We start from the raw sequence: 18803 nt of genomic DNA, 5'->3' as shown, positions 1-18803 counted from the left end.
GTAGGTGGACGATGTCATTCGTCATCGGCGCTCTGGTTGGCACTGTCGGCGAAGTTCAGGCCGTGTTTGCGCAGTTTGTCGTGCAAGGTTTTGCGCGGCACGCCCAACGCTTCGGCGAGGCTGCGTACGGAGCTGTGGGGGCGGGTCAGTTCGGCAGCGATCAGGCTTTTTTCGAACTGTTCGACTTGCTCGCTCAGGCCGCCGGGCGTGGAGGTCAGCACGCCGGCGGCGGGATGATCCTGGGCGTTATCCAGGGCCAACTCCAGGCCGAGGGCGAAACGCTCCGCGGCGTTTTGCAGTTCCCGCACATTGCCCGGCCAGCTGTGGCGCAGCAACAGCGCGCGCTGGCCCGGTTGCAGTTCGTGCAAGGTCAGGCCGTGGCGGCTGCTGGCCTCGTCGGCGAAGTGCTGGAACAGCATCAGCGCATCCTCACCCCGCTCACGCAGGGGCGGAATGCGCAACGGCGCCACATTGAGGCGGTAATACAAGTCGGCACGGAAACGGCCCTGGTCGGCGGCCTGGCGCAGATCTTCCTTGGTGGCGGCGATAATGCGTATATCCAGCGGGATCAGCTGATTGCCACCCAGGCGTTCGACTACTCGCTCCTGTAAAAGGCGCAACAACTTGACCTGTACATCCAGGCTCATGCTTTCAATTTCATCCAGAAACAGCGTGCCGCCATTGGCAAACTCGAACTTGCCGATGCGGCGCTTTTGCGCGCCGGTAAACGCGCCGGGTTCATGGCCGAACAGTTCGCTTTCCACCACCGATTCCGCCAGTGCCCCGGCGTTGATCGCCACAAACGGGCCGCTGCGTCGGCTTGAGAGGTCGTGCAGGGCGCGGGCGACGACCTCCTTACCCGCCCCGGTTTCGCCGAGGATCAGCACATCGGCCTTGGTCGCGGCCAGCGCACCGATTTGCTCGCGCAGGCGCAACATCTGTGGCGAGTGCCCTACCAGGCGCGTGCTCAGTTGCTGGCGGTCGCTGAGGGCCAGGCGCAGGCTGCGGTTGTCCAGCACCAGCCGGCGTAGGGCCAGGGCACGGCGCACGCTGTCGAGCAGCGCGTCGCTGGCGAAGGGTTTTTCCAGGAAGTCATAGGCGCCGGCACGCATGGCCTGCACCGCCAGCGGTACATCGCCGTGGCCGGTGATCAGCAGCACCGGCAGATCGGGGTCCTGTCCGTGCAGTTCGGCCAACAATTCCAGGCCGTCCATGCCGGGCATGCGGATGTCGCTGACCACCACGCCCGGCCAGTCGCGGGACAGGCGTGCAGTGAGCCCGTTGGCTTCGCCCAGGGGCAGGACTTTCAGGCCGGCCAGGTCCAAGGTCTGGCACAGGGCCTGACGCAGGTGTGGATCGTCGTCGATCAATACCACCTGAATCGAGTTGTCGATACTCATACACTGCGGTCCTCGGACGGTTGCAGACTGACGCCCGGCGAGCCGGCACGTAATTTCAAGGTTAACAGCGCGCCGCCTTCCTTGTGGTTGGCGAACAACAGTTCGCCGCCAAAGGCGCGCATCAGCGTGTCGCAGATCGCCAGGCCCAGGCCCAGGCCCTGGGTGCGCGTCTTGGTGGTGTAGAACGGCTCGCTGGCGCGGCCCAGGGCTTCCATGCAAAAGCCCGGGCCGTTGTCGCGAATGTACAGGTTGACGCCCTGCGGCGTGGTTTCGGCACTCAGCCAGAGTCTGCGTGGCGGGCCTTTTTCGGTGAGGGCGTCCAGGGCATTGGCCAGCAAGTTACCCAGTACTTGGCGCAGGCGGGTTTCACCGGCCTGCACCCACAGCGTCGCCTCTGGCAGGTCGCGGATCAACTCCACTTCCATCGAACGCCGGCGCTTGGCCAGCAATGCCAGGGCGTCGTCCAGCGCCGGTTGCAAAGCCACGCTCTCCGGCGCATGCCGGTCGCGACGGGCGAATGCGCGCAGGTGGGCGATGATCGAAGCCATGCGCCCGGTCAATTCGCTGATCAGCTTGAGGTTGCCGCGGGCGTCGTTGGTGCGCTCATGATTGAGCAGGATCTCGGCGTTTTCGGCATAGCTGCGAATCGCCGCCAGTGGCTGATTCAATTCATGGCTGATACTCGCCGACATGGTGCCCAGCGCCGAGAGCTTACCGGCCTGGACCAAATCGTCCTGGGCGCGCACCAGTTCTTGCTGGGCATGCTCGCGCTCCAGCACTTCCTGTTTAAGGCGCCGGTTAAGGCCCTCCAGGTCGCTGGTACGCTCGGCCACGCGCATTTCCAACTCGCGGCGGGCCTTGGCTTCGAAGGCGATGCGCTCCAGATAGTGCCGGCGGCGCTGCATCAGTAACCCCAGCAACAGCATCAGCACCAATAAGGTGGCGCCGCCCACGGCGACGACCGTGCGCACCGGACGGTTGATCAGCGAGCGCGGCGCGAGGATTTCCACGTTCCAGCCGGTCTCTGCGATGGCTGTGGATTGGCGCAGCCAGGCGCTGCTGCTGAGGCTCAGTGGCTGCGGGTCACGGGTAGGGTAGGGCTGGATGGCAATGATGGCCTGGCGTTCTTCGGCGGTCAGTGGCCGAGTGGCGCGGAATCGCCATTGCGGGCGCGAAGTGAGGATCACCACGCCGTTGTGGTCGGTGACCAGCAATTGTTCCGGGGTATTGCCCCACAGGCTTTCGGTGTGGTCCAGGTCGACCTTCACCACCAGCACGCCGATGACGGTATCGCCGTCACGCACCGCGGCGGCGAAGAAGTAGCCGCGCTTGGCCGAGGTGGTGCCCAGGCCGAAGAACCGGCCGAGGCGCCCGGCCATGGCTTCGCTGAAATACGGACGGAAGGAAAAGTTGCGCCCGACAAAGCTGTCTTGTTTGTCCCAGTTGGACGCGGCGAGGGTCTTGCCGGTGGTGTCCATCAGGTACATCACTTCCACCCCTGCCTGGGCGGCGACATCCTTGAGCAACTGGTTGGCGCTGACCAGGTGAGTGCTGACGTGGGGAGCGTCCAATGCAGTACGCAGGGCCGGCAAGTCACCGAGGATCTGCGGCAGTATTTCGTAGCGGTGCAGGGTGCCCAGCAAGTTGGCGACGTAGAGGTCGAGGGTCTGGCGGTTTTGGCCGGCGAGTTCGCTGCGGTAATAGCGCTCGGCCAAATGCTCCAGCGGCCACAACAGCGGTGCCAGGCACAGAGCCAGCAGGGCTAGGCTGCGCCAGCGGGGTCTTCGCGCAAGGGGTGGGGTCATGGAAGTCGCGCCTGTGGGTACAGGCGCATTATGCCTAGTGCTGCTGTGCAAGACACTCGTGCAATGCGTCTTGCCACTGTGGCTGGCTGACATGCCATTGCTGTCGCAGGCGCGTGCAGTCCAGGCGCGAGTTCAGCGGGCGCTTGGCGGGGGTCGGGTAGGCGCTGGAAGGAATCGGTTCCAGCTCGGCGCAGGCCTTGCCTTCGGCGCGCAGTTGCTCGCCAATCGCCTCGGCAAAACCGAACCACGAGGTTTCACCCTGGGCAGTGAGGTGGTAAACACCCCATTCCCCAGCCTTACCGGCCTGCCATTGCTCGATCAGCACACGCGTGCTGTTGGCGATAGTCCCGGCCCAGGTCGGCGCACCGATCTGGTCGGCAACGATGCGCATCTGCGCTTTTTCCTGCAGCAGGCGCTGCATGGTCAGCAGGAAATTTTTGCCATGGCTCGAGTACACCCAGCTGGTACGCAAGATCAGGTACTCGCCACCTACCGCCGCAATCGCCTGCTCACCCGCCAGCTTGCTCTGGCCGTAGACACCCAATGGGTTGGGCGTGTCGCTTTCGGCGTACGGGGCAGGTTTGCTGCCGTCGAACACGTAGTCGGTCGAGTAGTGAATCAGCGGGATACCCAGCGCCTTGGCTTCTTCGGCGAGGATGCCGGGGGCGATGGCGTTGATCGCGAACGCAGCGTCCGGTTCGCTCTCGGCCAGATCGACGGCGGTGTGGGCCGCAGCGTTGATGATCAGGCCAGGGCGATGGATGCGCACTTGTTGGCGGATAAGGTCTGCGTTTGCCAGGTCAAGTTGCTTGCTGCCCAGGACGATAAGTTCGCCCAGGCCCTGGAGCCGTTGTTGCAGCTCCTGGGAGACTTGGCCGTGTTGGCCGATGATGAGGATTTTTAGAGCGCCTGTCACGGGAACAGGTCCGCGTCTTTCAGGTTTTTACCGTTTTGATCCTTAGCAGACAAGGTGGGTGGACCCGCCAACTGCCAATCAATATCCAGTTCAGGATCGTTCCAGCGAATGCACCGCTCCGCAGATGGCGCGTAGTAATCCGTGGTCTTGTAGAGGAATTCAGCGTATTCGCTGAGTACTACAAAACCGTGGGCGAAGCCCGGTGGAATCCACAACTGGCGGTTATTTTCGGCCGATAGGCGCACGCTGGCCCATTTGCCGAAATGTGGTGAACTGCGGCGGATATCCACCGCAACGTCCAGTACCTCTCCGGCGGTCACACGCACCAATTTCCCTTGGGCGTGTTCGACCTGATAGTGAAGGCCTCTCAGCACGCCCTTTTGCGAGCGCGAGTGGTTGTCCTGCACAAACTGCAGTTGCAGACCGCTGGCCTGAGCAAAATCCCGGGCGTTGAAACTTTCATAGAAAAAGCCACGTTCATCGCCAAAAACCTTGGGCTCGATGATCAATACACCGGGCAGTTCAGTGGCGTTCACATTCATTTAGGATTCCCAGCGAGAGAGTACAAGTACTGACCATAGCCGGTCTTGCCAAAGTACTTGGCCCGTTCCAGCAGATAGTCACGATCGATCCAGCCGTTTTCGTAGGCGATCTCTTCCAGGCAGGCCACTTTCAAGCCCTGGCGGTGCTCGATGGTCTGAACGTAGGTCGAGGCTTCCAGCAGGCTGTCATGGGTGCCGGTGTCGAGCCAGGCGAAACCACGGCCGAAGCGTTCAACGTGCAGATCGCCGCGCTGGAGGTAGGCATTGTTGACGTCGGTGATCTCCAGTTCGCCGCGTGGCGAAGGCTTAACCGCCTTGGCGATCTTGATCACGTCGTTGTCGTAGAAGTACAGGCCGGTCACCGCGTAGTGGGACTTAGGCTTAGCCGGTTTTTCTTCGATGGACAGGGCGCGGCCTTCACTATCGAAGTCAATCACACCGAAACGCTCAGGGTCTTTGACCCAGTAACCGAACACGGTAGCGCCTGAGGGGCGTTCGGCCGCAGTGCGCAGTTGATCGCCGAAATGCTGGCCGTGGAAGATGTTATCTCCCAGGATCAAGCACACAGGGTCATTACCAATGAACTCTTCGCCGATGATAAACGCCTGGGCCAAGCCATCCGGCGAAGGCTGCTCCGCGTAGGTGAAGCGCACGCCGAACTGGCTGCCATCGCCCAGCAGGTTCTGGTACTGCGGCAAGTCCACTGGCGTGGAGATCACCAGGATGTCCTTGATCCCCGCCAGCATCAGTACCGAGATCGGGTAGTAGATCATCGGCTTGTCATACACCGGCAACAACTGTTTGGACACGCCCAGGGTAATAGGGTGCAAACGCGTGCCGGAACCGCCGGCCAATACAATTCCCTTCATCATGCGATCAAATCCTTCACGTCAGTATTGCCCAGTCGTTCACCTTGATAACTGCCGTCCTGGACCCTGCGGCACCATTCCAGGTTATCGAGGTACCACTGCACGGTTTTGCGCAGGCCGGTCTCGAAGGTTTCTTCCGGGACCCAGCCCAGTTCGCGTTCGATTTTACTGGCGTCGATGGCGTAGCGTTGGTCGTGGCCTGGGCGATCCTTGACGAAGGTGATCAGGTCAGTGAATTTTTCCACGCCCGCCGGGCGTTGGGGGGCCAATTCTTCCAACAGGGCGCAGATGCCACGTACGACGTCGATGTTCTTCTGTTCGTTGTGGCCACCGATATTGTAGGTCTCGCCCACAACCCCAGTGGTCACCACTTTGAGCAGTGCACGGGCGTGGTCCTCGACGAACAGCCAGTCACGCACCTGCAGACCATCGCCATACACCGGCAGTGGCTTGCCCGCCAGGGCATTGAGAATCACCAGCGGGATCAATTTTTCGGGGAAGTGGAACGGCCCGTAATTGTTCGAGCAGTTGGTCAACAGCACCGGCAGTCCATAGGTGCGCTGCCAGGCGCGTACCAGGTGGTCGGACGCCGCCTTGCTCGCGGAATAAGGCGAGCTCGGTGCGTAAGGCGTGGTCTCGGTGAAGAGGTCGTCCACGCCGTGCAGGTCGCCATACACCTCATCAGTGGAGATGTGGTGGAAACGGAACGCGCTTTTTGCCGGCTCTGCCAGCTTCTGCCAATAGGCTCGCGTGGCTTCCAGCAGGCTGTAGGTGCCAACGATGTTGGTTTGGATAAAATCCGACGGACCGTCAATGGAGCGGTCGACATGGGACTCGGCCGCCAAATGCATGATCGCATCGGGTTCGAAGCGTGCGAGCACGGCGCTGACGGTGGCCTGGTCGATGATATCGGCCTGGACAAACTCATAGCGGCTGTTGGACGCGATGCTGGTCAGCGACTCAAGGTTGCCGGCGTAAGTCAGCTTGTCCAGGTTGAGCACTTCATGCTCAGTGTGTTGAATCAAGTGCCGGATCAGGGCCGAGCCAATAAATCCGGCACCGCCGGTGATGAGAATGCGCATGTCGAGGGCCTTTTCCTTAGACGGACACTGGGCGAAAGTAGCATAGCTTGAGTTGTGAATCGGGCCGGCGCAAGCACCGTGAGCAGAAGGGGTTGATTAACGCCACATAACAATGGCGATATAGACGTCTGAAAAAACAAAGGTCGTCACAATGTCGTTAGCCACGTTGACCCACCGTGCCAGCTTGCCTTGCCCACAAGTAACCCCCGAGCAGGCAGCACACCTGCTCGAGCGACATTATGGAATGACGGGCAAATTACGCTCATTGGGCAGTCAACAAGACCTCAACTACAGAATTGACAGCACGCGGGGCCGCTTTGTTCTGAAAATCTGCCGAGGTGACTACGCCGCGGTTGAACTCCAGGCCCAGCACGCGGCCCTCACCAGCCTGGGCACGCACCCCGGCTTGTGCGTGCCCAAGGTCATCCAGGCCGTGGAGGGCGAGGAGCTGCTGACGGTCAACGTCGATGGCCAAACCCTGCACCTGCGGCTATTGGACTACATCGACGGCCAACCCCTGACGCATTTGCCCCACCTGAGCCGCACCGTGATCGGAGGCTTTGGTGAGCTGTGCGGGCAGATGAGCCTCGCGCTGGCAGATTTCGATCACCCTGGCCTGGAGCGCACCCTGCAATGGGACCCGCGCCACGCGCAGGCATTGATCACCCACCTGCTGGCAACCTTGCCCGACCTGCCGCAGCGTGCTGCTTTGGAGCAGGTGGCCAGGCAGGTCGATGCGCATGTCCAGCCGTTGGCGGCACACCTGCCGTGGCAAGCGGTGCACATGGACATCACCGATGACAATGTGGTGTGGCAGCGTGATGACCAGCGGCACTGGCGTATTCAAGGCGTGATCGATTTTGGCGATCTGGTGCGTACCTGGAGGATTGCCGACCTGTCGGTGACCTGCGCGGCGCTGTTGCACCATGCCGACGGTGATCCGTTTGCCCTCTTGCCGGCGATCCAGGCCTGCCACGCGGTCACGCCGTTGCAGCGCGAAGAGTTGGAGGTGTTGTGGCCGTTGATCGTCGCTCGCGCGGCGGTGTTGGTGCTCAGCAGTGAGCAGCAGCAATGCCTGGACCCGGATAATGCTTATCTCAAGAAAAACGCCGAACACGAGTGGGAAATCTTCCATATCGCCACGTCGGTGTCCTTTGAACTCATGCAAGCGGCGATTCTGCGCAGCGTCGGCAAAACATTACCGCCCGTCGCCAACCAAGACTTCGCGCCTTTATTGCCAGGCTTGGTGGGCCGCGAGTTTGCGCTGATCGACCTGGGCGTACTCAGCCCGCATTTCGAGGCTGGCAATTGGGAGACCCCTGGCATAGATCGGCGCTTGCTGGATCAAGCGGCGACGGTGCATGGGCTGGCGGCCAGTCGTTATGGGCAATACCGCTTGTCGCGCACCCGCCCCGACAGTGCGCTAGAGCCCGAGACCTTCCCCCTGCATGTCGAACTGCACCTGCCTCACGGCACGGTTCTGGAGGCGCCCTTTGCGGGAACGCTGCGCGAAGGTGCCGACGGCTTGCTGTGCTTGCACGACAGTGAGCTGAGCCTGCGCCTGTGGGGTGTTCGAACATCACTCAAGCCCGGCGCATCGCTGGTCAAAGGGCAGGTGCTGGGCGAGGTTCAGGCACCGTTGACTGTGCAGTTATGCCGCGCCGACCTTGAGCCGCCGCTGTTCTGCACACCTTCCCGGGCGTTGGCGTGGCAGGCGTTGTGCCCATCACCCTCGGCGCTGTTGGGCCTGGCCTGTGATGCTGAGCCGGAACTGGACTCAGAGGCCCTGCTGGCCCGGCGGGATGCCAGCTTCGCCCGCTCCCAGAAACACTACTACGCCGACCCGCCGCGTATCGAGCGCGGCTGGCGCAACCACCTGATTGATATGCAGGGCCGATCCTACCTCGACATGCTCAACAACGTGGCCGTGCTGGGCCATGGCCACCCGCGCATGGCTGAGGTGGCGGCGCGGCAGTGGTCGTTGCTTAACACCAACTCGCGGTTTCACTATGCGGCGATTGCCGAGTTCTCCGAGCGCCTGCTGGCGTTGGCGCCGGAGGGCATGGACCGGGTGTTCCTGGTCAACAGTGGCACCGAAGCCAATGACCTGGCGATTCGCCTGGCCTGGGCCTACAGCGGCGGGCGCGACATGCTCAGCGTGCTGGAGGCTTATCACGGTTGGTCGGTGGCGGCGGATGCCGTGTCCACCTCGATTGCTGATAACCCCCAGGCCTTGAACAGCCGCCCGGATTGGGTACACCCGGTGACCGCGCCCAATACCTACCGCGGTGAATTCCGCGGGCCGGACAGCGCGCCGGACTATGTACGAAGCGTGGAGCATAACCTGGCGAAAATCGTCGCGAGCCAGCGTCAATTGGCCGGGTTTATCTGTGAACCGGTGTACGGCAATGCTGGCGGCATCTCCCTGCCAGCGGGTTACCTGCAACAGGTGTATGGCTTGGTGCGTGCCCAGGGTGGCGTGTGCATCGCCGATGAAGTGCAGGTGGGTTACGGCCGCATGGGGCATTTCTTCTGGGGGTTTGAACAGCAGGGTGTGGTGCCTGACATCATTACCATGGCCAAAGGCATGGGCAACGGCCAGCCGTTGGGCGCAGTGATTACCCGCCGAGAGATTGCCGAGGCACTGGAGGCCGAGGGTTACTTCTTCTCTTCCTCGGGAGGCAGCCCGGTCAGCTGTCGGATCGGCATGGCAGTGCTGGACGTGATGGAAGAGGAAAAACTGTGGGAAAACGCCCAAGTGGTAGGCGGGCATTTCAAGGCACGACTGGAGGAATTGATCGATCGCCATCCACTCGTCGGTGCCGTGCACGGTTCGGGCTTCTATCTGGGCCTTGAACTGGTGCGTGATCGCCATACCCTGGAACCTGCGACTGCAGAAACCGGCTTGTTATGTGACCGGCTGCGGGAGCTGGGGATTTTCATGCAGCCTACCGGTGATTATCTGAATATCCTCAAAATCAAGCCGCCGATGGTGACGTCCAGACGCAGCGTGGACTTCTTTGTGGACATGCTGTCGAAAGTGCTGGATGAGCAACTGTGATTTATCGATTGTTATCGGCTATTTTTTGCAGACCCGAGCACCTATCATGTTTTTAGTCTGTTAAAGCCGATTTTTATCCATTATAAAGTTGCCCTTCACCCCATTCGGAGCCCTGATCGCCATGACCACCTTGCACAGCACACCTCGCGCCGATGGCTTTCACATGCCTGCCGAATGGGCGCCTCAGACCCAAACCTGGATGATCTGGCCCGAGCGTCCAGACAACTGGCGCCTGGGCGGCAAGCCTGCGCAGGCGGCCCATGTGGCGGTGGCCAAGGCCATCGCACGTTTTGAGCCGGTGACCGTCGCGGTTTCCGCCAGCCAGTATGAAAACGCCCGCGCCCGCCTGGACGTGCCCAACATCCGCCTGGTGGAAATGTCCAACGACGACGCCTGGGTTCGCGACACCGGCCCGACTTTCGTGATCAACGACAGTGGTGAAGTCCGGGGTGTGAACTGGGACTTCAACGCCTGGGGTGGTTTTGACGGCGGCCTGTATGCACCGTGGAACCGCGATTCCCAAGTGGGAGGCAAGATCCTCGAGATGGAGCGCGCACCGCGTTACCGCACTGAAGGCTTCGTGCTTGAAGGTGGTTCGATTCATGTCGACGGCGAAGGCACCCTGATCACCACCGAAGAATGCCTGTTGAACCGCAACCGCAACCCGCACCTTGATCGTGCGGCTATTGAGGCCGTGCTCAGCGATAACCTGGCTGTGGATAAGATCATCTGGTTGCCGGATGGCCTGTTCAACGACGAAACCGACGGCCATGTGGATAACTTCTGCTGCTACGTGCGCCCGGGCGAAGTGCTATTGGCCTGGACCGATGACCCGCAAGACCCGAACTACCCACGCTGCCACGCAGCCTTGGACGTGCTGCAAAGCAGCACTGATGCTCAGGGCCGCTCGTTCATTGTGCATAAAATGCCGATCCCGGGTCCGCTGTATGCCACTGAGGAGGAATGCGCCGGGGTAGACCTTGTTGACGGTAGCCAGGAGCGTAATCCGACCGTGCGGTTGGCCGGGTCCTACGTCAACTTTCTGATCGTCAACGGCGGCATCATCGCGCCGAGCTTCGATGACCCGTTGGACGACCAGGCCAAGCAAATCCTGCAGAACCTCTTCCCACAGCATGAAGTGGTGATGGTGCCGGGCCGCGAACTGTTACTGGGTGGGGGCAATATCCATTGCCTGACCCAACAGCAGCCAGCCCCGCAACGAAAGTGAGTGCAGTTGTAACAGCGCCTTGATGGCGTACGAGCACTGCGCCTTTGCAGTGTTCACCGCAAGCCCGCGACCCAGCCCAGTCGCGGGCTTTTTCATGCCTGTATCCCGGTGAACACGGCACATTGGCATAGCTCTTGTATCGCTGTAGTTACAGTGGCCCAAGGGGGATGACCGCGCAGTTCTGTCACAAACCTTGAGTAAGTTAGCCGCTCACGCAGCAGGAGAGAGCGCTGAAATGAATGCCGATGTCCACCTGATGAACACGCGTACGTTCCACCCTTTGCGGGTCGACGGTGACGCGATCCATGCGCTGGCGCTTTGGTTAAAGGCAAACGGCTCGCGACAGGTCAGGCAAGTGCCTGATTTGCGCAGTGTGATGAGTGAGCGCTACCCGTTGGGGTTGTTCACGGAGGACGAAGTGCAGGCGTTGTGCGAGTTGATGAGCAACTAAAGAACACCTAAAACCAACTGTGGGAGCTGGCTTGCCTGCGATAGCGGCCTATCAGCCGACAGAGAGGGCGCTGGCCCACCGCAATCGCAGGCAAGCCAGCGCCTACACAAGCTTTGTTTCACATGAGGAGTGTCAGAAGCTGTAGGTTCCGGTGACCACCAGGCTTCGCGGCTCGCCCGGTTGAATCTGCGCCGCACTGGGCGCCGAGGCGTAGTAGTTTTTATCGGCGATATTGTTCAGTGCCGCCCGCACGTCCCATTCTTTTTGACGGAACCCGGCTAGCGCGTCCCAGCGGCCATAACCCGGCAACACCACGGTGTTGAGGTTGTCGGCATAACGATCACCCACCAGGGTCAAACCGGTTTCCGCGTACCAGCCCATCTCCGGCTTCCAGGTGATGAACAGGCTGGCATTGCGCTTGGCCACATCGCTGATCCGTTTGCCCTCAAAGCCGTTGTTGTCCTTCTCGACCTTGGCGTCCTGCAGGCCTACGCCGCCGCGCACATACCAGTTGTCGACGATCTTGCCGGTGGCGGTCAGCTCCACGCCGCGTGAGCGTTGCTCGCCGGTGAGCAGGGTAATGGTGCGGTCCAGCGGGTCGCTGGTGCGGCGGTTGTAGAGTTCCAGTTCGTACACGGCCAGGGTGGTGCTCAGGCGTTCGTCGAACCAATCGCTTTTCACCCCGATTTCCTTTTGCTTGGTCAGCTCCGGGCTCAGGTCGTTGACGTTGCCGGTGGCGTTCGGTGTGATGCCGATCAGGCCGCCGCCTGCTGGTGAGAAGGTCTTGCTCCACGAGGCATAGAACGAGTGGTGCTCCATGGGCGTCCACACCAGGCCGACGCGTGGGCTGGTGCTGTGGCTTTTCACGTTCTGTTGGATGTCGAGCAGCTTGTTGGTGGTGTCCACTTCGAAACGGTCGTAGCGCAGCCCGCCCAGCAGTTGCCATTGGTCATTCAGGCGCAGTTGGTCCTGTATGTAGAGGGCGCGGCTTTCGACTTCGGTGTGGTTGTTACTCGACAGTCGCATGCTCCCGGTGTGGCTCAGGCGGCGATTGGGTTGGTTGAGGTCCAGGCTCGGCACCGTCTTGCCATCCCGAGCGGAGTACAGCTTCGGATCGCGGCGCTGGCTGCCCAGCTCAATACCGGTGAGCAGGCGGTGTTCCAGGCCGAAGGTGTCGAAACCGCCTTCCAGCTCCAGGTTGTTGAACACGTTGCGGGTGTTCAAGTCCTGCTGCCAGTGCTGGCGGGTGACGGTGTTGATTTTCGGGTCATAGCCGGTCTGGTAGGTATTGTCGAAATCGCTGTCGAGCTTGAACACGCCGAGGGTGTGGCGCAGCTGCCAGTCGGCGTTGAGCTCGTAGGCGAGTTTGGAACGCAGGGACTGGGACTTATCGTCGATGTAATCGCCGTGATCAAAGTAGGTGGTGCTGCGGCTCACATCCGCCGGGCGCCCGTTGACGCCAGGAATGCCACGGTCCGGGGTGCGGTTGTAGCGGCTGTATTCGTATTGCACCAACCAGTTCAGCTCCGGGGTGAGCTGCCAACTCATCGACGGCGCGAACAACTGGCGGTTGCCGCTGACGCCATCGCGAAAGCTGTTGTTATCCTGGTTGCCCATGTTCAGGCGCAGGCTGATGTTATCGGTGGGGTCGGTACTCAGGTCGGCATATAGGCTGCGCAAATCGTTGCTGCCGCCTTGGGCTTCGATGCTGGACTTTTGCCCTGGGGTTGGCATTTTGCTTACCCGGTTGACTATCCCACCCTGGCCGCCTCGCCCGTAAAGCACGGCGGCCGGGCCCTTGAGCACTTCGATACGCTCGATGTTGTGCAGGTCGCGCACGTACTGGCTGTCGTCGCGAATGCCGTCCAGATAGAAGTCATTGCTGGCGTCGAAACCGCGTATGCGCAGGCTGTCGAAGCGTGTGTCGGCGCCGCTGCTGACGTTGGGGATACCGCTCAAGGCCTGGCCCAGGTCGTTGGTGCCATAGGAGCGCAGGCTTTCGGTTTTGACTGAGTCGATCGCCTGGGGCACATAGCGAACAGCCGTCGCGGTACGTGTGGCGGTGCTGGTCTCCTTGACCCGTGGGTCGTCTTCGTCTGCTTCCACACTGATCGAGGTTTCGGGCAGGACCGTGGCCGCACCGGCAAAACCGGCAGACAGCAGAACAGAGAGCCCAAGAGAGAGGGGCGTCAGGCGAGGGGCAGGCATGGGAGTGTATCCAAATGATGTGGCAGGAAAATTGTGCGCGAATGGTAATGCTTTGCATTTGCGCGCGTTATCTATTCCCTAATACGCATCGTGTCGGATTTGTTACTTAATGTGTTTTTAAAGGGATTCAAGGCGCTTTTCAGACTTTCATCGCCGCGCTTCACCTCGCCGCTTAGACGAATATCGCCTAAATACAGACGATTCACGAAATTGACACATAGTTCAACGCCCGCATAGGATTGCGCCCAACGCCTGTGGCTAACCACCATGACTAATCCAATAAAAAAGGCCCGCGGCAGTTCAGTCGTCCGCGGGCCTTCTTTTTGCTGGCAAGGTCGACACCAGAAAAGCAACAGGAGCCTGGTGTCACAGCGCGTACTCAACCCGTAATAAGGAATATAAGAATATGTTGAAGCAACGGATGAGTCTGATCGCTCTGGGGATTTTGAGCGCATCGACAGCAATGGCAAACGACCAGGAGCAATCCAAGGGGTTTGTTGAAGACAGCCACCTGAACATCGCAGCACGTAACGCCTACATCAGCCGTGACAAAAAAAATGGCGAGAAGGACAAAGCCGAATGGGGCCAAGGCTTCATCGGCAAGTTCGAGTCCGGCTTCACCCAAGGCACCGTCGGTGTGGGTGTGGATGTGATTGGTCAATACGCTATCCGCCTGGACGGTGGTAAAGGTCGCGCTGGCGCCGGCGGCATCGACTTCTTCAAGCAGGGCAACGGCACTGTTGATGACAACGGCCAGCGAAACCCAGGCTCGGCACCACACGACCTGGCCAAAGGCGGCGCTGCCGTGAAGTTCCGCGTTTCCAACACCGTACTCAAGTACGGTGACCAGTTCCCGGCTGTACCTGTGCTGCAGTACGACAACTCCCGCCTGTTGTCGGAAACCTACACCGGTACGTCGATCGTCTCCAAAGAGATCGCCGGTCTGCAACTGGACGCGGGTCACTTCACCAAAGAAGCGCGCAAGAGCATGGAAGGCACCGACAGCGGCCGCCTGAAAAGCATCGACTACATTGGTGGTAGCTACAAATTCACCGAAAGCCTGTCGGCTGCCCTGTACGCCTCCGACATGCAGGACGTGCTGAAGAAGCAGTACGTCAACGTCAACTACGTGCTGGCCCTGCCAGAGAAGCAGTCGCTGACGTTTGACTTCAACGGCTACAAAACCAAGCTCGACCGCAGCTTCGCCCTGGAAAACCAAGGTGATGCGGACGCTCGCGACAACAAGATCTGGAGCCTGGGCGCTACCTGGGCCGTTGGCGCGCACAGCTTCACCCTCGCTCACCAGCGCAGCACCGGTGACACCGGCTACCTGTACGGCGGCTACCGCAACGCTGGCGGCATCGGCGACGGCGGCAATACCATCTTGCTGGCCAACTCCTACTGGTCCGACTTCAACGGCAAGGACGAGCGCTCCTGGCAAGCAGGTTACGGCATTGACTTCGCCACCTTCGGCGTACCGGGCCTGACCTACAACATCGCCTATGTGCGTGGTACCAACATCGACGACGGCAGCGGCCGTGGCGATGGCACCGAGCGTGAAATCTGGAACCAGTTCAAGTACGTGGTACAGAGCGGCCCAGCCAAGGACCTGAGCCTGCGTGCTCGCGCCTCGTGGTTGCGCGTTTCCGACAACGCCAGCAAATACAACACTGGCGGTAACGAAATCCGTCTGTTCGCCGACTACCCGATCAACGTTTTCTAATTGATCGAGTGTCGAGCCTGATGCCAGGCAATAAAAAACCCCGACTGGTTCGGGGTTTTTTTATGCCTGGAGGTTGCCACCTAGGCCTTGACTGGCGCGAGCTTCTTGCAGTTTTCCTTGCGTGTCGGGTACTGCTCGCACTTGCGCAACACCGTTTGCACCTGCTGCGCATTCTGCAGTTGCTGGTTGGCCAACAGCTTCTCGGTAATAAACAGTTCTTCCGAGCCCAGGTTGCGTTCCGCCTTGTCAATCATCGCCAACGCCGATTGCCCGTCACCGCGTTTGAGGTGGTAGCTGATCATCAAGTCATAGGTGGAGGGCCCGGCCAGGGACCAGTCCTTGATCGCCTGCAACTCTTTCACCGCTTCGCTGTTTTTGCCCTGGGCCAGGCGCACGGTATAGGCGGTGCGCCGAATGCTCGGCTGGTCTTTTACCGGCGAGGCCAGGGCCCTGCGGATGAAAGCGTCAGCCTGTGGCACCTTGTTTTTCTCTAGGGCATCAATCGCGAAGTACGCGTCTTTATAGCCCTGCAAAGCCTTCGCCACCTGGGGCGTGCTCTTCATTTTTGCCCAGCTTTGCGGGTTGACCCGGGCGCGGCGTTCCTGGCGATACTCGCGTTGCAAGTACTGGCGCAGTTCGGCGTCGCGGTCCATGGCCGACATGTGTGAGCGGTTGAAGTACTGGCTGGTTGCGGTGATACCGGTGGTCAAGCCGTCCTTGACCAACACGTCCAGTTCTTTGGTGAACTGGTTGAGATTGAACTGCTGCAGCGAATCCTGCATGGCATTCTTGCGCGCCGTGAGGAAGCCCGTGAGCAAGGGTTTCTGCTTGCCCTGGAAGTCGTTGAGGCGCTCCAGGCTATGGGTGGCGGCTCGCGGCGCGTAACCGGCGCGGATCATCAAGTCGGTGCCCAGCAAGTCGGCCTGGTCTTCCTGGCTGCGGCCCCAGGCGGTGCTCCAAACCTGGTCGGAAAAGGTATTGGCCAGTGCGGTATACAGCACGGTATTACCGATGGTCTTCTGGGTGCCGGCCGGGTCCTTGCTGAACAACTTCATGGTTCCGCTGCTGCGGTCCACGCCGGTGTCGGCCGCCATGGTTGCCAAGGCAACGGTGGAGGCCACCGTCGTGAACATCTCTTTTTGCTGTTGGAAAGCGGCCATGCGGTCATGGTGATGCAGCAATACGTGGCTCATTTCATGGCCCAGCATCGCGGCGATTTCATCTTCACTGGCGACGTTGTCCAGCATGCCCAGCGGCACGAACAGGTTGCCGTAAGGGTCTGCCGACGGCCCGAACCCATAGCTGTCGGTGATCTTCACCTGCAGCGGCGGTAACTCCCCCGGCCAGCCCTTGGACAGGCGCGTGACAATGCCCTGCAAGTAGCCTTGCAGCATGGGGATATCCACCAGGTTCTGCTGGCGCGCTTCAGCGGCCGGTACCGCACGCCCGTCGTAGCTCAAACGCTGCTGGCTCTGGCGCTGCGGGTCGAGCTTGTAATACTGGCGTACGTCGCTGTTATCCACGTAATGGCCCTGAACCCGGGACTGGGTCGAGGGGCCCACCAGGTTCAGGAACGCTTGGTCTGCACCTTTCAAGGTGGCGCAACCACTGAGCACCGAACTGGCCAACAGGCCGGCTGCTACTAGATATCCCTTCACCGCAACGCTCCTTTTATTGATTGCAGCCGGCACCAAAACCGATGGTGGAGTTGTTGCGGCTATCCTTGGCCTGGCTTTTGGTCAGGCCCTGGCAGGGCAGGTCCACGACGTTCAGCGGCGGCTCGATGCGTAGGTCCATGGTGTCCAACCAGACCTTCTGGCCTGCCAGTTCTACCTGCACCAGGTCCAGTGCCTGGTTGTACTGCAACACCGGCAGGGGCTGGGTGGGCGCGTCCTTTTTCGCCAGCTCACGTTGTTGCTTGCCCTGCTCGTCCAGCACTGTCACCGGGTCGGCGAGGAACGCCTTGATACTGTGGGTTTCTGCCCATGCGCCCTGGGTGAAGAGGGCGGCGAGCAAGACGATGAGGCTTCTGTTCATCCTTGGTTTCCTTGAGTCAGATAGCAGAGCGGTGCACTCAGCGATTGCGGTCGAAGAAGGCTTCGATCCGCTCGCTGAACAGCACCAACGACAGCAACACAATGCCCAGCACGTTGACCGGGGTGATGTCATTGAGGCTCAGCAACACACTGACCCCCGCCAACATCGACATCACCAACAGCCACGACGGGCACGGTGAGGTAAAAAACCAGATTTCCTGGCGCCGCCACCGGCTCCAGGTGCGATGGCCCGCCAGGCGACGCGCGTGCAGCGCCTTGAGCACGGCGATCAACGCCAGCAGCCCGAGCTCCAGCAGGTCCAGCCAATTGAAGGGCAAGCGGGGGAAGTTGGCCGGTTCATGGTCGTAGTCCATGCCCGCATTGATCAGGTTATCCAGGGCCATGGCGTGCAAATACACGCCGGGGAGTTGGCCATGTACCGGCGACTCCACCAGATCCCCGGTGGAGGCAATATTGGCGCCCACCAGCACCAGGCGGTCGCGCAGTAACTCGGCGATCAGTGCCTGGTCGCCGGGGTCGCTGACCTCCAGGTCACTGGCCGACAACGTCAGCGTATAAGGGCACCGTGCCTGGGCCGAGTCATCGAGTTTCCAGAACACCGCCTGGAAAAACTGTGCCACCCCGTCCAGCAAAAAATGCCGTGCCGGCGCGCAGTGGCGGATATCGGCGATACGTGCCTGCTCGGGCGCCAGCTTCAGCCCCCATTGCACGGCGATGGGCTGGCGCTGCGCAGCGGCTTGCACATCCACCGGGGGTGTTTTGCAGTGCTGCGTGCCGCAGAACACCCGGTACAGCGACATGGCAGGAGTTTCCATCAGCCCTGCCTGCGTGCGCATCGCCAGTGGGTATTTGTCATCCACCCCTTCCCACACTACCAGGGCTGGCTGGCTCACCTGCATAAACGGCGCCAGCGTATTCGCCTGGCCCGCCTCTGCTCGCGTCAACCCTGTATTGGCCAGCCACAGCGGGATGCCTTGGCGTTGATAACGCTCAAACACATTCGCCAGCAACTGACTGCCCCGCGTCGGGTCGCCCAACGAGTGGTCGTGGCTATAAAGAAAATCCACAAACACCGCCTGGGGCTTGTACGCCAGCAAGCGCTTGAACAACTTGCTCTGTTCACCATAAGGCATGGGCCACGAACTGTCGTTGCGCATCAGGTAGGCATCATCAATCAACACCACCGCCACACGCTGCTGCCCAAGGCTCGGGTAGTGACTGGCGAACATACGATTGAGCCACTGCGCCGACGCCTTGTCGCTGGAACTGGCCAGGCCGAAAGGATCAAGAATCGCCAGCAACACGATGATGACCGCCAGCCAATAGCGGCGGTATTTGAACAGCGGGGGTTTGGACAACATCCATGTCTCGATAAAAGCGCAAGCGAGGCGGGGTTTTTAACGGAGTGGGGAGGGGGTGTCAATTGGAAAAGTGGCTAAGTGCCATATCGCTATAGGCGCA

The 18803-nt window shown here is 60.7% G+C and carries 14 protein-coding genes; 4 read left to right on the top strand and 10 right to left on the bottom strand.

The genetic code is table 11. From position 1 onward, the window contains the following. Positions 1-14: 14 nt before the first annotated feature. The 6 genes from ODQ19_RS10385 to rfbB are packed head-to-tail and all read right to left on the bottom strand — an operon-like array spanning position 15 to position 6614. Positions 15-1400 carry a sigma-54-dependent transcriptional regulator gene (locus tag ODQ19_RS10385; RefSeq protein WP_330209971.1) on the bottom strand — a complete coding sequence of 462 codons (1386 nt, stop codon included), beginning with the start codon at positions 1398-1400 and terminating at the stop codon, positions 15-17. Next, positions 1397-3205 (bottom strand): sensor histidine kinase, encoded by a 1809-nt coding sequence (locus ODQ19_RS10380; RefSeq protein ID WP_330209970.1) that lies wholly within the window; start codon positions 3203-3205, stop codon positions 1397-1399. Before ODQ19_RS10380 ends, ODQ19_RS10385 begins: the two co-directional genes overlap by 4 nt. A gap of 34 nt (positions 3206-3239) precedes the next feature. Then, positions 3240-4121, bottom strand: coding sequence for a dTDP-4-dehydrorhamnose reductase (gene rfbD, locus ODQ19_RS10375; RefSeq protein ID WP_330209969.1), 882 nt, complete (start codon positions 4119-4121; stop codon positions 3240-3242). Beyond that, positions 4118-4663, bottom strand: a complete 546-nt coding sequence (gene rfbC, locus ODQ19_RS10370; protein ID WP_330209968.1) for a dTDP-4-dehydrorhamnose 3,5-epimerase — start codon at positions 4661-4663, stop codon at positions 4118-4120. Before rfbC ends, rfbD begins: the two co-directional genes overlap by 4 nt. Further along, positions 4660-5535 carry a glucose-1-phosphate thymidylyltransferase RfbA gene (gene rfbA / locus ODQ19_RS10365; protein ID WP_330209967.1) on the bottom strand — a complete coding sequence of 292 codons (876 nt, stop codon included), beginning with the start codon at positions 5533-5535 and terminating at the stop codon, positions 4660-4662. Before rfbA ends, rfbC begins: the two co-directional genes overlap by 4 nt. Continuing rightward, positions 5532-6614 carry a dTDP-glucose 4,6-dehydratase gene (rfbB, locus tag ODQ19_RS10360; protein WP_116668601.1) on the bottom strand — a complete coding sequence of 361 codons (1083 nt, stop codon included), beginning with the start codon at positions 6612-6614 and terminating at the stop codon, positions 5532-5534. The genes rfbA and rfbB overlap by 4 nt, the downstream gene beginning before the upstream one ends. Positions 6615-6765: 151 nt before the next feature. Here rfbB and ODQ19_RS10355 point away from each other — a divergent pair, with 151 nt between their 5' ends. The 3 genes from ODQ19_RS10355 to ODQ19_RS10345 all read left to right on the top strand — a co-directional run bounded on the left by ODQ19_RS10355 (position 6766) and on the right by ODQ19_RS10345 (position 11354). Beyond that, the gene (locus ODQ19_RS10355) at positions 6766-9675 is read left to right on the top strand and encodes an aminotransferase (protein ID WP_330209966.1); all 2910 of its coding nucleotides are present in this window, start codon (positions 6766-6768) and stop codon (positions 9673-9675) included. A 121-nt stretch (positions 9676-9796) separates the two neighbouring features. After that, on the top strand, positions 9797-10903 hold the full coding sequence (gene aguA, locus ODQ19_RS10350) for an agmatine deiminase (protein ID WP_330209965.1): 1107 nt from the start codon (positions 9797-9799) through the stop codon (positions 10901-10903). Between the two features lie 235 nt (positions 10904-11138). After that, positions 11139-11354 carry a hypothetical protein gene (locus tag ODQ19_RS10345; RefSeq protein ID WP_116668604.1) on the top strand — a complete coding sequence of 72 codons (216 nt, stop codon included), beginning with the start codon at positions 11139-11141 and terminating at the stop codon, positions 11352-11354. A gap of 132 nt (positions 11355-11486) precedes the next feature. Here ODQ19_RS10345 and ODQ19_RS10340 read toward each other — a convergent pair whose 3' ends face one another. Then, positions 11487-13562, bottom strand: a complete 2076-nt coding sequence (locus ODQ19_RS10340; protein WP_330209964.1) for a TonB-dependent receptor — start codon at positions 13560-13562, stop codon at positions 11487-11489. A 406-nt stretch (positions 13563-13968) separates the two neighbouring features. Between ODQ19_RS10340 and ODQ19_RS10335 the strand changes: the two genes are divergently transcribed. After that, the gene (locus ODQ19_RS10335) at positions 13969-15285 is read left to right on the top strand and encodes an OprD family porin (RefSeq protein WP_116668606.1); all 1317 of its coding nucleotides are present in this window, start codon (positions 13969-13971) and stop codon (positions 15283-15285) included. Between the two features lie 80 nt (positions 15286-15365). Here the strand turns inward: ODQ19_RS10335 and ODQ19_RS10330 are convergent, their stop codons facing one another. The 3 genes from ODQ19_RS10330 to ODQ19_RS10320 are packed head-to-tail and all read right to left on the bottom strand — an operon-like array spanning position 15366 to position 18703. Beyond that, a complete protein-coding gene (locus ODQ19_RS10330) occupies positions 15366-16943 on the bottom strand; it encodes a M48 family metallopeptidase (RefSeq protein ID WP_330209963.1) in 1578 nt (525 codons plus the stop codon). Positions 16944-16956: 13 nt separating this feature from the next. After that, entirely contained in the window at positions 16957-17322 is a 366-nt protein-coding gene (locus tag ODQ19_RS10325; protein ID WP_014716500.1) for a hypothetical protein, read from the bottom strand. A 37-nt stretch (positions 17323-17359) separates the two neighbouring features. Continuing rightward, positions 17360-18703 carry a CHASE2 domain-containing protein gene (locus ODQ19_RS10320; protein ID WP_330209962.1) on the bottom strand — a complete coding sequence of 448 codons (1344 nt, stop codon included), beginning with the start codon at positions 18701-18703 and terminating at the stop codon, positions 17360-17362. Positions 18704-18803: the final 100 nt, after the last annotated feature.

It is taken from the genome of Pseudomonas sp. AM4(2022) (assembly GCF_036346515.1).
In the GTDB taxonomy this organism is placed as follows: domain Bacteria; phylum Pseudomonadota; class Gammaproteobacteria; order Pseudomonadales; family Pseudomonadaceae; genus Aquipseudomonas; species Aquipseudomonas paracarnis.
The sequence above is the reverse complement of the archived record's forward strand: the minus strand, read 5'-3'. Positions and strand labels throughout refer to the sequence as shown.